The organism is Reichenbachiella sp. (genome assembly GCF_965223055.1).
Taxonomy (GTDB): domain Bacteria; phylum Bacteroidota; class Bacteroidia; order Cytophagales; family Cyclobacteriaceae; genus Reichenbachiella.
In genome coordinates, this window is record NZ_CBDCVM010000012.1 from 636,906 (window position 1) to 651,564 (window position 14,659).

Annotated in this window: 12 protein-coding genes; 10 read left to right on the forward strand and 2 right to left on the reverse strand. The window is 37.5% G+C overall.

The genetic code is table 11. The features are described 5' to 3' along the window. Positions 1 to 120: 120 nt before the first annotated feature. From ACOQO5_RS18110 to ACOQO5_RS18125, 4 genes are read left to right on the forward strand one after another with little or no spacing between them, the layout of a single operon-like run. Positions 121 to 462, forward strand: a complete 342-nt coding sequence (locus tag ACOQO5_RS18110; RefSeq protein WP_420583098.1) for a hypothetical protein — start codon at positions 121 to 123, stop codon at positions 460 to 462. Continuing rightward, positions 459 to 935, forward strand: coding sequence for a hypothetical protein (locus ACOQO5_RS18115; RefSeq protein ID WP_420583099.1), 477 nt, complete (start codon positions 459 to 461; stop codon positions 933 to 935). The genes ACOQO5_RS18110 and ACOQO5_RS18115 overlap by 4 nt, the downstream gene beginning before the upstream one ends. A gap of 8 nt (positions 936 to 943) precedes the next feature. After that, positions 944 to 1,336, forward strand: coding sequence for a hypothetical protein (locus ACOQO5_RS18120; protein ID WP_420583100.1), 393 nt, complete (start codon positions 944 to 946; stop codon positions 1,334 to 1,336). Further along, positions 1,329 to 1,655: a hypothetical protein gene (locus ACOQO5_RS18125; protein ID WP_420583101.1), complete on the forward strand. Its 327-nt coding sequence runs from the start codon at positions 1,329 to 1,331 to the stop codon at positions 1,653 to 1,655. Before ACOQO5_RS18120 ends, ACOQO5_RS18125 begins: the two co-directional genes overlap by 8 nt. A 339-nt stretch (positions 1,656 to 1,994) precedes the next feature. Here ACOQO5_RS18125 and ACOQO5_RS18130 read toward each other — a convergent pair whose 3' ends face one another. Together ACOQO5_RS18130 and ACOQO5_RS18135 are read right to left on the reverse strand one after the other, a co-directional pair. Then, positions 1,995 to 2,828 carry a hypothetical protein gene (locus ACOQO5_RS18130; protein WP_420583102.1) on the reverse strand — a complete coding sequence of 278 codons (834 nt, stop codon included), beginning with the start codon at positions 2,826 to 2,828 and terminating at the stop codon, positions 1,995 to 1,997. Positions 2,829 to 2,868: 40 nt separating this feature from the next. Next, positions 2,869 to 3,840, reverse strand: coding sequence for a helix-turn-helix transcriptional regulator (locus ACOQO5_RS18135; RefSeq protein WP_420583103.1), 972 nt, complete (start codon positions 3,838 to 3,840; stop codon positions 2,869 to 2,871). Between the two features lie 198 nt (positions 3,841 to 4,038). Between ACOQO5_RS18135 and ACOQO5_RS18140 the strand changes: the two genes are divergently transcribed. The 6 genes from ACOQO5_RS18140 to ACOQO5_RS18165 all read left to right on the forward strand — a co-directional run bounded on the left by ACOQO5_RS18140 (position 4,039) and on the right by ACOQO5_RS18165 (position 14,654). Further along, positions 4,039 to 5,184, forward strand: coding sequence for a DUF2130 domain-containing protein (locus ACOQO5_RS18140; protein ID WP_420583104.1), 1,146 nt, complete (start codon positions 4,039 to 4,041; stop codon positions 5,182 to 5,184). A 113-nt stretch (positions 5,185 to 5,297) separates the two neighbouring features. After that, positions 5,298 to 6,533 (forward strand): DUF3825 domain-containing protein, encoded by a 1,236-nt coding sequence (locus ACOQO5_RS18145; protein WP_420583105.1) that lies wholly within the window; start codon positions 5,298 to 5,300, stop codon positions 6,531 to 6,533. Positions 6,534 to 6,620: 87 nt separating this feature from the next. Beyond that, entirely contained in the window at positions 6,621 to 8,099 is a 1,479-nt protein-coding gene (locus ACOQO5_RS18150; protein ID WP_420583106.1) for a type I restriction-modification system subunit M, read from the forward strand. Beyond that, positions 8,096 to 9,310, forward strand: a complete 1,215-nt coding sequence (locus ACOQO5_RS18155) for a restriction endonuclease subunit S (protein ID WP_420583107.1) — start codon at positions 8,096 to 8,098, stop codon at positions 9,308 to 9,310. Before ACOQO5_RS18150 ends, ACOQO5_RS18155 begins: the two co-directional genes overlap by 4 nt. Before the next feature lie 65 nt (positions 9,311 to 9,375). Beyond that, positions 9,376 to 12,816, forward strand: coding sequence for a DEAD/DEAH box helicase family protein (locus tag ACOQO5_RS18160; protein WP_420583108.1), 3,441 nt, complete (start codon positions 9,376 to 9,378; stop codon positions 12,814 to 12,816). 41 nt (positions 12,817 to 12,857) lie between these two features. Then, positions 12,858 to 14,654, forward strand: a complete 1,797-nt coding sequence (locus ACOQO5_RS18165) for a DUF262 domain-containing protein (protein ID WP_420583109.1) — start codon at positions 12,858 to 12,860, stop codon at positions 14,652 to 14,654. The last annotated feature ends 5 nt before the right edge of the window (positions 14,655 to 14,659 follow it).

Consider the following 14,659-nt stretch of genomic DNA (forward strand, 5'->3'; position numbering starts at 1 on the left):
AAGTAATGCCTTACAAGTCGAATAAATGTAAAGTATTCTACTCTCTCTATTCAAATTGAATGAGAGATATTCCGGCTTAATCGATAACCATAAAGCAATCAATAATTAAATATTTATATTATGTCACACTTACATTTTAACGAGGAAACTGATCTCTATATGGATGGACAAAGAGATCAAAGATTTATTCCTCAACTTTTTTCAGGGCACCGGTATCCTTACAGAAGCAAATTTGTTGGTAAGGAGCCAGTCTCAGAGCAACAGTTGGACGTTTATATCACTAATCATGTGATTAGTGCTAACTGTAATTCTCCTTACCATCGATTCATGAAAGCTGGAGAGTTATACCACATATTAACCAGCCTTTTGTGGGATGAGCAATGTGAAATTCAAGGAGTACATGAACTTATAGACCTTGCTACGATTGAATTATTTGATTCATATAAAAAAACAGATAAATGAGAGAGGAGTGTAAAGAGCCATCATATGCTGATCGAGCAGTTCTGCAATTCATAGAAATAGCAACAGAGCGTGATACCTGTGACTGCAACTGGGAGTATTATCAGGATTTTCTGAAATCAAGGAAATACGACCCAGATAATTTTACATCAAATGCAATCAAGTTAGCAGCGATGTGTATAGTTCGAGAAACTCACGTGCATTTGCCTCAGGTTAGGGTTTTATCGGCGTTGATGAAAGCTAGGGATATGTTACGTTACATGTATGATTCTCAACCTTTCACGGGGTCCTCCATGACAGGTCTTTTGCCTGGTTGGAGGTATGCTAATATGTTGGTGGATGCTCGAATTACATATCAGCGAGAAGTGACTACTACTGAGCATTGTTTGTCAGATATTCAGCTAAGGAGTCTTTCAAAAATGTCGGATCCTGTGTACAAAAATGTGTTTGGCGAATTGTTGGAAACCTATAAATAAAAGGATCTATGGAAACTGTAACAAAATATATGGTAGGAACGCTGTCTCCGCTGCAGGACATCATGCAGGAGAAGTTATATAAATTAGAATATTTACCGATAAGAAAATTTCATGGGAATGACAATTGGCGAGATCTTGATAGTGATCGACTGCAAGATCATTTATCAGAAGTCATTTCATGCGTAGTTGATGACTACTTGGATTTTGCTGAGATGCTCCCAGATGAGATAAGGATGGAAGTAATAGCGTTCGTTTATTATCTGCTGATGGCCATGAGTCGAGAAAAAATTAAAGGAGAGTCATTTAAAGTATTTTGGCTATCTGGTTGGGTGAATGGAATCCTTAGGGTGGAATCTTTACTAAATGAAAAGTTTAACGATAATTCTAAAAGTTATGTCTGAAAAAAGTTTTAGTGCTGAGTTGCATGCAAGGCTCTTTGAAGCATGTCAAGATGAAATGTATTCGAAGAGCCTTGACGAAACGGTCAATATGATGTGCAGGGAATTGACAAAAGAAACAAATGTCCATGCACAATATTTCGTATTGAAGACCTTGTTGAGGGATTTACACAATGGCATTTCGAATCCTTGGTGTAGGTTTAATAAAGCAAAGAAAATGATGATGAGAGCAAAGAGCAAGGTGGAAAATTATGATGAAAAAATTCGTTTATCCTTCTCAACAGAAATCGAAGAGACTCTGAGTTCTTATCACCGCGATTAGACTTGAAGTTTATGAAGTAATGCTATGTGGGGTGAACTTAATTATGCAAAAATAGAGTTCACCCTTTTTTTCAGCACACCGACCTTAGCCCCGAACTCACAAGAGAATTTAAGAAATTCAAGATATTCCTTACTTTGAACACCATTCAATAAAAAGGACTTAAATGCTCATACTCTGGTTGACCTCTTTTCTTCGTTCAGATGAAATGAAGTTCTGTAGAAATGTACTTCTACTCGGTCTGGGAATCGCCAAGCTTATTTATACATACTTCAAAGCTGCATTTCTTGGACAGGAGAGGGCTGAGTTTCATATCTTCAGAGGAACCCCGAAGCGTGAAAATTATTCATTAGAATTATTGAAAGCTCCTAATACTTGATCTTGTTTGTCACTCCTAGGATCAAGCCATTCAGCTTTTCTTTTAGCCCAGTCGATCCATGCAGGTGATTCAAGTTTTTGTTGCTCTATCATGGAAATGTACTTGATAACTTTTTGATGTAGATCCCAACGGTCTGCTCTGTTTAAGAGGTCTTGATATTTCTTTTGCTCTTGCTCTATTAGTCTTGCTTGATCTTGTTTTTGCTTTATTTCCTCTTCTCTTATGCGAGCTTGTTCCTCCCTTCGAATATTGCTTTGGACTTCCTCATCTGACTTTAACTCTAGGAATGCCATTATAGTCGCCAGCTTTGATTCAAGTTTGATAGTCTTTGCATCATACCATTCTTTCTCTGTATAATATGAGTAAAGGTTAATGCATAAAATCCCTGTTGGCTCTAAGGTTCTGGAGTTGTATCGATCTGCATTGTCGTAATTTGCTTTGTTTTTTTCCCTCAGATGAATGTTCATAGGTATGTTTTGTATGGAAATTATGGTTTTCGTCCCATCCATATAAACTTTGTGTTTTCTGACTATGGCCAATTTGATAAGTGCATCAAACAAGATAATCGCTCTGCTGAGGACCGGCTTGGTTACATGTATTGAAAGATTTTGTTCTCCTAAATCAACTGTATTTCCTTGCCACCTTTTCACTTTGTTATTGACACGGTAATATGTCTGAGCTTCCTTGATCAAAGGGTGTGGCTGGATTAGCTTCTTGGAGACCATAAGCTCTTTTGGGTTCTCTTGTTCAATTATTTTTGCAAGCTCAAGGTTTTGTGAAGAGGTGAAATAGTGCATAGAATAAAGTCTATAAATTGTAGGACGAGGAACTGATAGCTCAACTAGTATAGTTGCTTAAACTGAGACTTATTTTAGTCTTGATATTTTCCTCTAGAGAGGTAGGTTCCAAAACTTTACAACTTTCTCCAAACCTCAAAATGAGGTGTTCTAGTTCTACATTTGGAATTACTTCTATAGTCACATGAGCTGAACCATCATCTTGCCAATATAGCTTTTGTGTTCCATGTAATGGTTTTGTGTCAATGTATTGTGCCTGCATTGGTGCAAACCACAATTTGACTTTCTGATTATCCACATTGTTGAATTTTGTCACACCAATAATGTCATCAAAATACTCCTCAAAATCGTAGGTAGTGTTGTCTATGAATTTTTCAGTAATAATGGGTTCAATGGACTTGATCCTGTCTAATGGCAAATTGTTTAAGTCGCTGTATAGAGGATTAAACCCAAATAGAAACCATCGATTATTATATTGTTTGAGATAATATGGGTGAAGGTTAATCGATACTGGATCCTTACTTTTGAACGATTGGTAATTGATTTCTAATACTTGTTTATTGCTGATTGCATTAAAAAGATCGTTGAAGTGCTCAAGTCCTTTGAGATCAAGGTTTTGATCAAAACCTATGATTTCATTTTCTTGAGACTCTAGGCCGAACTCCTTTTCTATTTTGGGTACTATCTCATGAATCCATTCAAACTGAGGAAGACCTTTGAAGCGACCTAGGACAAGTATCGCGGATTTGATTTGTTCGGCCTCAGATTCATTTAAAGGTTGATTTACTATGGAGTACGCGGGGTCGGTATACCTATAGTATGATTTTTCACTAATAATAGGAGCATTCCAAGGTGGACCCTTTAGTGCTTTCATGTCCTTAAAAAATTGAGTCTTTCCGATAGCATCTGAAAATTGAGAATCCAAAGAACGGTTAGCGGCACTCCGAAGATCTTTCCAATTATACTTTCTTGTTCTATTTCTCAAACATTTGTCATAAGCTAGGTACCTCACGTAGGCATTTTTGTTAACAGGCATAAGCTAATATAAAGTTTTTCCACCAGTTCACAATGAGTGAACTGGTGGAAAGTAAACTTGTATCATAGAAAAATTTAAATAACAGAAATCATGGAAAAAGGAATGATACAATGCCCAGAGTGCCACCACGAGTTTTCACCTGATCAATCACTTAGACATCAAATGGATCATTTGTTGAAAATTGAAAAAACCAAACTTGAAAAAGAGTTTATTGAAAAGGAGAATGCTATGGTTGAGCGTCAGCAAGAACTAAAAAAGAAAGAAGCATCCGTCGACGAAATAGTACAACAAAAGCTGGAATCAGAAAAACTGGTTTTAGAAAAGAAGGCTGTTGTCAAAGCAAAGAAGGACGTGGATATTGAACTATTGCAACTTAAATCCGAATTGGAGGAAAAGCAGCTTAATTTAAATAAATCAAAGCAAATAGAAATAGAGAATGAACGATTGAAGCGAGAAGCAAAAGAGAAAGAAGCTGATATTCGCCTTCAAGTGGAAAAGGAAATGCAGAATCGCGCTGTTGAACTTGAAAAACAGATCATTGCAAGAGAAGGTCAGCGCCAAGATATGAAGTTGGCGGAAAAAGAGAAACAGCTATCTGATCTTAGGAAGCAGCTTGATGAAGCACGACGCAAGGCGGAGCAAGGGTCAATGCAAACACAAGGTGAAGTACAAGAGTTGGCCTTGGAGGAGGAATTACAAAGTGTGTTTCGGTTTGATTCAATTCAAGAAGTACCAAAAGGGACGAGTGGAGCCGATACCTTGCAAACCGTAAGAACTCAGTACGGGAAAGAATGTGGTATGATTGCTTTTGAAAGTAAAAATGCAAAGCGGTTTGATGAAAAGTGGGTATTGAAATTAAAAAATGATATGAGAACTCATGGAGCGAAACATGGAATCATTGTAACGGGGACTATGCCTAAAGACATGCCTGTTTTTGGCTTGCGAGATGGGGTCTGGGTTTGTACTTTCAAGGAGGTCATAGGTTTGACAGCAGCAATACGTCAGGTTTGCATCACAGAAACCACAATAAAAGCTTCAGAAGAAAACAAAGAAGGTAAAGTTCATGCGCTTTATAATTACCTCATGAGCCATGAATTTAAACAACGTGTAGAAGGTATAATTCAAGGAGCGAGCAATATGAAAACTAACGTCGAAAAGGAACGAAAGTCCATGTTAGCTTTTTGGAAGAAGCAAGAGGTACAGATTGATCAAATGAATTTTATGATGTTAGATGTCATAGGGTCGATAGATGGTCTTTCGGGAAATGCACTTGGTCCGATCAACGGCCTTGAACTTGGAGATGGTAGTGAAGCGGCCTGATCTAAATATTATCAGAAAATAGCATGGTCAATTATGGAATCAGTTAATCGAAGAAACATATTGCATTGGCGATGTTATTTTCTAAATTCATAACAATAAAATAACCGATTAAAATGGTCAGTAAATTAAAATTCTACAACACTAAAAAAGGGTATGGGTATATAGAAAATCCAAATGATCCTGAGAAAGCATACTTTTTCCATATTAGCGATGTTAAAAGGGAATTGTCAGAGCTTTTCGCTGCTTACAAGTATGAGGATGAACCTGTATCATTTGAAGCCAGACCTTCAGAAAAGAAACCTGGACAGTTTGAAGCCTATGATGTTAATCTGGATTTAAACTCTAGAAGTGTTGGGCATATCACTGAATTCGATAAAGGATATGGATGGATTAAAGAGTATGGTTCTGATGAAATGTATTTTATGCATCATTCAAAACTAAAAGGGTCTATGGGAAAGTTTATATCAGTCGGAGCAAATGATCCGGTGGTATTTACTCCATCTGAAAATGAAAAAGGAAAGGAAGCCCTCGATGTTGTGAAAATCGATACAAGATGTCCGTTAGAGGTTTTTGCGGAATTTGATGATTTCAGACAGTCATTATATGATCTCAAGAGTTTGGCTGAACCTGAGAATTGGGATTATATCACAAAACCTACTGAAGGTATACCAGTAATTTATAGCTATATAAACCATACGTTCGAAAGAATCATGGAACAGAATAAGGGGGTTGAAGGAAAAAGCTCGAAAGACTCTTCTGAGTACTTATATTTCAATACTGGATTGGTAACACCCTATCAAGATGAAATCTATGGGTATTTTGAGAAAATACAAATCACCCCAAGTGAAGAGTGGGGGCTATCTGAGCCAGTTTATAAATTCTTAGAATTTGAAACCGACCAATCGAGATATAGAAAGTACTTTCCTAATTCTCCAACAATTGCATCATATTTTTCAGAGGCAGAAGTTCATGAGTTGATTTTCGATACTTCCTTGAATACCGGCAAAGTGATTATTGATAAGGAACACATCAAGAATAGAAAGGCTCGTTTTCCAGATCAAATTAATCAGCTAGATGATGAACACTTTTTTGATGCCATAGAAAAGTCTATTGAGCTTGCTGTTAAACGTATCAAAAGGAATTATAAAACGGCTATTCCCCACTCATATGAAGGGAAGATTCAGTTTCTATTGCCGTTATGTATGCTTTCCAAGAAAGATGCTGATTTAGCATTAGTAGTCAATAAAGAGGAACATGTTTATCAGGCACATACAGTACTTACGCTGGATCAGGCGTACAATAATGCTCGGTTATTGGCCAAACCAGATAGGGAGTGGTTAAACCCATAAAATTTATGGTTTGTTGGATATAAATTATGTTTCAAGTGTATCGCTATTTAGCTTGCTGAGTGTTTATAAAAGTGTAGGAGAAAGTATATGATAACAGGAGAATTAAAATCCAAGGTAGATAAGATTTGGGAGGCGTTTTGGTCTGGTGGAGTAGCAAATCCATTAACGGTGATCGAGCAGTTCACCTATTTACTTTTCTTGAGGAGGTTGGACGAAAAGCAGCTATTGGAAGAGAAGAAAGCGAATGTGGCCAAAATAGCCATAAAGAGCCCAGTATTTACTGACAAGCAGCAAGAGCTAAGATGGAGTCGCTTCAAGAACATAGATGCCGAAAAAATGTTCGAGCTATTTACCAAGACGACTGAGGATAGACCTTTGACAGTCTTTGATCATATGAAAGAGGTAGGGGATACTGGAGGTGTTTTTTCTGAACATATGAAAGGAGCTACTTTTATGATCCCTACGGCAAGACTACTTGATCAGGTAGTGCAGATGATCGACAAGATCGATATGAAGGATAGAGATACGAAGGGGGATTTATATGAGTATTTGTTGTCCAAGATTGCTACTGCTGGAACTAACGGTCAGTTTCGCACCCCGAGACATATCATCAAAATGATGGTGGATATGATCAGGCCAAGTAAAGACGAAATCATCTGTGACCCATCATGTGGTACTGCAGGGTTCTTGGTAGCTGCTGGCGAGTACTTTCAAGAAAACCACAAGGATCTATTCATGGATAATTCTTTTCGTGAACATTTCAATAAAAAGATGTTCAATGGTATCGAATTTGACTCGACCATGCTACGAATAGGAGCGATGAACTTGCAGTTGCATGGAATCGAAACACCCAATCTGATTGGCAAAGATGCTTTGAGTGAAAGCAACAAAGACATTCGAGATGAATACACCTTGATCTTAGCCAACCCACCATTCAAGGGTAGTTTGGATTATGACTCAGTAGAGGATTCTGTACTTAAAACAGTCAAGACCAAAAAGACAGAATTGCTTTTCTTAGGATTGATGCTCCGAATGCTTAAGAAAGGAGGACGATGTGCTGTGATAATTCCGGATGGAGTACTATTTGGGAGTAGTAAGGCGCACAAACAGATCAGAGAAGAAATTATAGCCAACCATAAATTGGATGCTGTAGTGTCTATGCCAAGTGGGGTATTTAAACCCTATGCTGGGGTGAGTACGGCAGTGCTTTTCTTTACTAAGACTGGCAGTGGCGGTACGGATCATGTTTGGTTCTACGACATGAAGGCAGACGGCTACAGTCTAGACGATAAGAGAAGTGCTATTAAGGGCAGTGATATACCTGACATAATTAAAAGATTTCAGACACTTGATAAGGAAACGGGTAGAGATAGAACGGATTGTAGTTTTATGGTGCCGTTAGATGAGATAAAAGCAAATGATTGGAATTTGAGTATCAAAAGCTATAAAGAAATTGTCTATGACGAAGTTGAATTCGAGGAGCCCAGAGACATTATTGCCGACATCAAAAAGCTGGATGAACAAAGGAAAAATGCATTGAAAACTCTGGAGGGATTACTGAAATGATTGAATCTGTTGAGCTAGGTAGTGTATGTGAGTTTATTAATGGTGATAGAGGCAAAAATTACCCATCCCAAGGGTCATTTTTAAATATTGGAATTCCTTTCATTAATGCAGGAGACCTTTCAAACAAGTTGATATCAATCTCAAAACTGAACTACATATCAGTTGAGACATATGATAAACTTGGAAGTGGAAAAATTAAAATAGGTGACATTCTTTTCTGTTTAAGAGGTTCTCTTGGTAAAATTGGCGTCAATACTCAATTTGAAAGGGGTGCTATTGCCTCTTCTTTAGTAATTATAAGAGCTGGAAAAAAAATAGATCAATCATATTTAGCACATTACCTTAATAGTGATAATTGTCAACGGTTAGTAATTAAGTCTGATAATGGTACGACTCAACCAAACCTGTCTGCATCGAATGTAAAAAAATTCAAAATCCCTCTCCCACAGCTGCAAATCCAGCAAAAGATAGCAGCGATTTTGGACAAAGCCGATAATTTACATCAGTTCAATAAGCAACTCATAGCTAAGTACAATGAATTGTCTCATTCACTTTTTTTAGACATGTTTGGGGATCCGATTAGAAATACCAATGGATGGGAAGTCAAAAGACTAGAGGAGTTGTCAACCCAAATTGGAAGTGGTAATACACCCAAAGGAGGAAGTAAGATTTATGTGGAGAAAGGAATAGCCTTCTTTAGAAGCCAGAACGTCTGGAAAAATAGGTTAGAGCTTGATGATGTGGCTTATATAGACGAAGGCACTCATCAAAATATGAGAAAAAGTAGTCTTAAGAATGGGGATATACTGATGACTAAAACGGGAAGGGTTAATACCGAAAATAGTAGTTTAGGCAGGGCTGCAATGTATTTGGGTGAGGATGATAAGGCAAATCTAAATGGCCATGTTTATTTGATTAGGCTTCAAAAGCATGTGATCAATGAGTTTATTCTATTCATACTTACGACTAATGAATATAGAGAACATATAAGGAGAGTCTGTGTGGGCGGGATCGATAAGCGTCAACTTAACAAAGATCATCTGGAAGACTTTCCCATTATATGGCCGCCGTTGAAATTACAACAGAAATTTGTTGAGCGTTTGCGAGCAGTAGAACGTTTGAAGAAGGACACGCAAAGAAGCTTAGATAAATCAGAAGAATTATTCAATTGTTTACTTCAGCGTGCTTTTAAAGGAGAATTGGTCAGTTGATAGTGAAAATATCATGTTATATTCAAACATTAGATAAAAGAAATAGAATGGCGTAAGCAAAAAGCATGTCCAACTTTACCTTCCTTCATAACGAGTGGCCTGATCTTCATGCAAAAATGAAGAAGGCTGAGGAGCGGGTCAATAATGAACCAGTCTCCACTGCGACCTATTGTCGTATGGCACTTGAGGAAGCTATTCATGTCCTGTATGAGAAGGATTATATCGAGTTGCCTTATAATACTGAGCTGGCCAACTTGATGACACAGGAAGAAATCAAAAGTATCATTCCCTATCATATTCTTGATGGCCTTCATGTAGTCAGAAAAACTGGTAACAAGGCAGTACATCATGGAAACCGTGTTACAAAATATGATGCATTGGTTAGCATCAAGCATATCTATACTTTTCTCAAATGGTTTGCAGGAAATTATAGCGATGAACCAGAAGGGTTGCCTGATAGATTTGATGAGACTTACATTCCTAAAGTAGGTGCACAACAGAGACAAGTCAAGTTACTTCAAGAAGAAAGTGCAAAAGAGCAAGCCAAGCTACTCAAGCAAATTGAAGAATTAAAGGAACAAAACAGACAGCAAGCAGAAGCAGCGTTGCAAAGTGAGGAGTCCTTCAGGAAATATAAAGAGGAAATCAATCAGGCACGAGACACGATGCAATTCCAGCGTCAAACTAGAGCCTATAAGCCTGCTTCTGAATACACAGAGCATGAAACCCGTCAACACTTTATCGATGCTGCTTTGAACGAAGCTGGATGGTTTGATTTACGCCAAGATCATGAGATTGAATACCCTGTCAAGGGTATGCCTCAAACCAATGACAATCCTCACGGCAATGGATTTGCAGACTATGTGCTCTGGGGTGATGATGGCAAGCCACTCGCTGTGATAGAGGCTAAACGAACCTCAAAAGATGCCGAGGAAGGGAAGCATCAAGCCTTCTTATACGCGGATTGTTTGGAAATCATGCATGGTCAGCGACCAATCATATTCTATACCAATGGATTTGAAAGCCATATTTGGGATGATACGTTTTATAGTGCGAGTAGGCGTGTACATGGATTTTATACTAAGGATGAGTTACAGTTACTTATTCAGCATAGATCAGAAAGAAAAGACATTCGAAAAGCCCAGATTAATAAAGACATTGCGGGGAGACCTTACCAGTCAGAGGCTATTCAGCGAGTTGCAGAGAGCTTTGTCGTAGATGCTGCGAAAGGAGGGCTGAGAGGAAACAAACGAAGTGCATTGTTAGTCATGGCTACTGGTAGTGGAAAGACCAGAACAGCTGCTGCTTTAGTAGATGTTTTGATGAAAAACAATTGGGCGAAGCGCGTTTTATTTCTCGCAGATAGAAATGCATTGGTTACACAAGCCAAGAATAGTTTCAATGAACATTTGCCATCAGTATCTGCTGTTGATCTTACCAAGGAAAAGGAAAATGATACTACTCGTATGGTATTTAGTACTTATCCGACAATGATGAATCTCATTGACACAGCTAGAAATGCCGAGGAACGATTTTATGGTGTAGGTCATTTTGATCTCATCATTATAGACGAGGCACACCGATCTGTTTACAATCGGTACGGAGCAATTTTTGAATATTTCGACGCAATGCTAGTGGGGCTGACTGCCACTCCCAAAGACAGCATCGATCACAATACCTTTGAATTGTTCGAATGTGCGGATGAGGACCCTACTTTTTCATTCGAGTTGAAATCAGCAGTAGATGGCGGTTATTTGGTGGATTATCAAAACTATGATGTGTCGACCAAGTTTCTCAGAGAAGGTATTCGGTATGCTGATTTATCTGAGGATGAGCAGGTGAAATATGAGGAAACATTTCAGGATGAGGCGACTGGATTATTTCCTGAGGAAATAGAATCGAGCGCCATGAACAAATGGCTCTTTAATAAGGATACGGTCAACAAGGTATTGGACAAACTAATGACTGATGGTCTGAAGATAGAAGGAGGAGATAAAATAGGTCGTACCATCATCTTTGCAGTCAATCAACGTCATGCCAAGTTTATTGTTGATCAGTTCAATGATCGATATCCGGATAAGCCTTCAGGATTTATTGGCATGATACACAATAAGGTCTCGCACAAGCAAAGTTTGATAGATGCATTCTGTGATCATCACAAAGAGAACAATCCGCAGATAGCTGTCTCTGTTGACTTGATGGATACTGGTATAGATGCACCAAGGGTATTGAACCTTGTATTCTTTAAAGTGGTGAGATCTTATGCTAAATTTTGGCAGATGATAGGTCGTGGTACTAGATTATGTCCAAATGTATTTGGTCCAGATCAAGACAAAAAGGAGTTTCTCATACTTGATGTTTGCCAAAATTTTGAATTCTTTGGTGTTAATACCAAGGGTAAAGTAAGTAGTGTAGTCAAACCGATTACACAAAAGATATTTGAGGCCAGACTTCAATTGAGTCGATTATTAGCGGAGACTGGCGAAGAAGAAAATTTACAGCTCTCTGTAGAGCTACTTGATATACTACATTCAGCAATCAGTGCATTGGATGATCAAAGGTTTCAGGTAAAAATGCATCTTCGTCAAGTCGAGCAATTTAAAGAAAGAGATAAATGGAATAACCTTAGCGCAGATGATGTCCATGAGATTACCTCACATTTGTCAGGCTTGCCTATACCTGAGAGAATTGATGAGGGGGCTAGGCGATTTGATCTGCTGATGCTAAATCTACAAATATCAATTTTAGAAGGGCTTTCATCAAGACAAGCGTATAGTGACAAACTCATGAATACTGCGACTTTGCTAAGTAAGAAATACACCATACCTCAGGTGCAAGCATCAAAGAAATTAATTGATAGTATGAAAGACCCTAATTTCTATGCTAATCTAAAGCAGAAGAAATTGGAAGAGATTCGAACTGAAATCCGTGATTTGATTCAATATTTAGAATTTGAAGGAATTAGGCCAATTTATACCGACATCCTAGATGCAGATGTGGAAATGTCAGTTGGTAAGTCGCTATCTGCAAATGGACTTGAGCCTTACAGAAGTCGAGTAGAACGGTTTGTTCGAGAGAATAAGGATCAACTAATTATTCACAAACTACATGCTAATGAGCAGATCACCCAAGAAGAACTAAAAAGGTTAGAAGAAATCTTATTTGATGGGGTTGAACGTGGCACCAAGGAAGATTTTATTGCTGCCTATGGCGATGAGCCGTTAGAAAAATTTATAAGAAGCATCCTAGGGTTGGAAGTAGAAGCAGCGAATCAAGCATTTGGTGATTTCATTCGTACAGGAAGTCTAAAAGCTGATCAAATCACATTCCTAAATACCATTATTCAATACTTGACTGTCAACGGAACCATTGATAAGAGTATGCTCTTTGAACCACCTTTTACCCATATCAATGATGAGGGATTGGTAGGTGTATTTGATGATGCTCAAGCCACCAAGATTATTTCTATCATTGATGGGATTAATGAAAATGCAGGGGTGGGATGAATCAAACTAACAATTCGACCAAACTAAACTGACTAAATGTTATGGCAAATGAATTAGAAAAGTCTATAACGGTGCATGACGCTATTCGAATGATTGATGGAGGGGATTTGCTGCTCCCGTCAATTCAAAGACGATTTGTATGGACTACTGATCAAATAGAATTCCTCTTTGATTCAATAATGCAAGATTACCCCATAAATACTTTCATGTTCTGGGAAGTGAATGAAGATGCCCTAAAAGATAACTTTCGATTTTATTCATTTCTTAGAAAGTATATTGAGTATAAAGGAGGAAATAATGAACATTTAGTTACTAAAGGGTATAAAAATTTTAGAGCAGTTATTGATGGGCAACAAAGGTTGAATAGTCTATATCTTGGATTGAAAGGTAGCTATGCCATGAAACAATATGTCTACCGTAAAAGGAACTATAAAGAGAATGAGGAGGATTTCCCTAGTCGGAAGCTTTTTTTAGACCTGTTAAATCCTTTAGAAGATAATGAGCAAAAGAAAGTTTATGATTTCAGATTTTTGATTCATAATGAGCATAAGAATGAAGGTCTAGAAAAGATTAAGCAAACTGAGTCTGTAAATGGACAACTTGTTGAAACGGATTGTTTTTGGTTTCCAATGGAAGAGGTTTTAGGGTTTAAAGACGAGGAGGATGTAATTACTTACCTTGAAGAACAAGGGTTAAGTGTGAAAGGGTATACTCGAAAGACACTATTGAGGCTGTATAAATTGATTAATGAAAAGCCGATTATTAATTTCTATTTAGAGAAGGAACAGGAGTTTGATAAGGTTTTATATGAATTTATACGTACTAATTCGGGTGGAACCACTTTGTCATTTGCTGATCTACTAATGTCTATTATTACTGCTTCATGGGAGAGTGGTTCAACAAATGACGGGGCTAGAGAAAAAATAGATGCTTTGATCAAAGAAGTAGGTGGTATGGGCTTTGGCGTAAATCAGGATTTTGTTCTCAAAACATGTTTGGTGCTTTTCTCAGATGACATTCGATTTTCTCTGAAAAATTTTGACGCAAATTTAATTGAAAGGATAAGGGTAAAGTGGTCAGAAATTAGTCTAAGTATTAAGTCATGCTTTGAGCTGATAAAATCTTTATCATTTACAAATCAGGCTTTAAGAGCTAAAAACGCGGCTATACCTATCATTTATTATTTGTATAAAACTGATGCTTTTCGTACCATTAATAAGGATAATGAACATGTTGAAAATAGAAGATTAATAAAAAGATTTTTACACATCACCTTACTTAAAAAATCGTTTGGAGGAAGTTCAGATGGATTTTTGAAGAAATTGAAAAATGTACTGGACAAGAATTTACAAGGTGACTTTCCATTTGTGGCAATACGAGAAGATCTAAGTGGTGGTAACAGAAGTTTGTCCATGGATGAAGAAAGAATCGCTTCAGTATTAAGGACATCATATGACAGTTTGGATAGCTTTTATGTCCTTTCACTGCTTTTTCCAAATTTCAATTTTGAATTCAAAAATCCAAATCTAGATCACTTACATCCAAAATCAAGTTTTAATCAAGATGCCTATGATACTTTGGAGGGAGAAGAATTAGAGTTTTATCAGAAACATTGGAATACGGTTTTGAATCTTGCCCTATTGTCAGAAGAACAGAACAAATCAAAGAATAGCTCTGCTTTAAAGCCATGGATCGAAGAGCAGGAGAAACACAACAAGGGAATCCGGAATGAGTTGTATATTCCTGAAAATATTGATTTGGACTGGTCAAATTTCAAAGAGTTTATTGAGAAAAGAGAGGAGCTACTAACTCATTTGATTAGGGAGAATATAGAGTGAAACAC

What these genes read in the sequence shown, in the direction of transcription:
- ACOQO5_RS18110 (WP_420583098.1), top strand. Translation starts at nt 121, where the DNA reads ATGTCACACTTACATTTTAACGAGGAAACTGATCTCTATATGGATGGA.
- ACOQO5_RS18115 (WP_420583099.1), top strand. Translation starts at nt 459, where the DNA reads ATGAGAGAGGAGTGTAAAGAGCCATCATATGCTGATCGAGCAGTTCTG.
- ACOQO5_RS18120 (WP_420583100.1), top strand. Translation starts at nt 944, where the DNA reads ATGGAAACTGTAACAAAATATATGGTAGGAACGCTGTCTCCGCTGCAG.
- ACOQO5_RS18125 (WP_420583101.1), top strand. Translation starts at nt 1,329, where the DNA reads ATGTCTGAAAAAAGTTTTAGTGCTGAGTTGCATGCAAGGCTCTTTGAA.
- ACOQO5_RS18130 (WP_420583102.1), bottom strand. Translation starts at nt 2,828, where the DNA reads ATGCACTATTTCACCTCTTCACAAAACCTTGAGCTTGCAAAAATAATT.
- ACOQO5_RS18145 (WP_420583105.1), top strand. Translation starts at nt 5,298, where the DNA reads ATGGTCAGTAAATTAAAATTCTACAACACTAAAAAAGGGTATGGGTAT.
- ACOQO5_RS18150 (WP_420583106.1), top strand. Translation starts at nt 6,621, where the DNA reads ATGATAACAGGAGAATTAAAATCCAAGGTAGATAAGATTTGGGAGGCG.
- ACOQO5_RS18155 (WP_420583107.1), top strand. Translation starts at nt 8,096, where the DNA reads ATGATTGAATCTGTTGAGCTAGGTAGTGTATGTGAGTTTATTAATGGT.
- ACOQO5_RS18160 (WP_420583108.1), top strand. Translation starts at nt 9,376, where the DNA reads ATGTCCAACTTTACCTTCCTTCATAACGAGTGGCCTGATCTTCATGCA.
- ACOQO5_RS18165 (WP_420583109.1), top strand. Translation starts at nt 12,858, where the DNA reads ATGGCAAATGAATTAGAAAAGTCTATAACGGTGCATGACGCTATTCGA.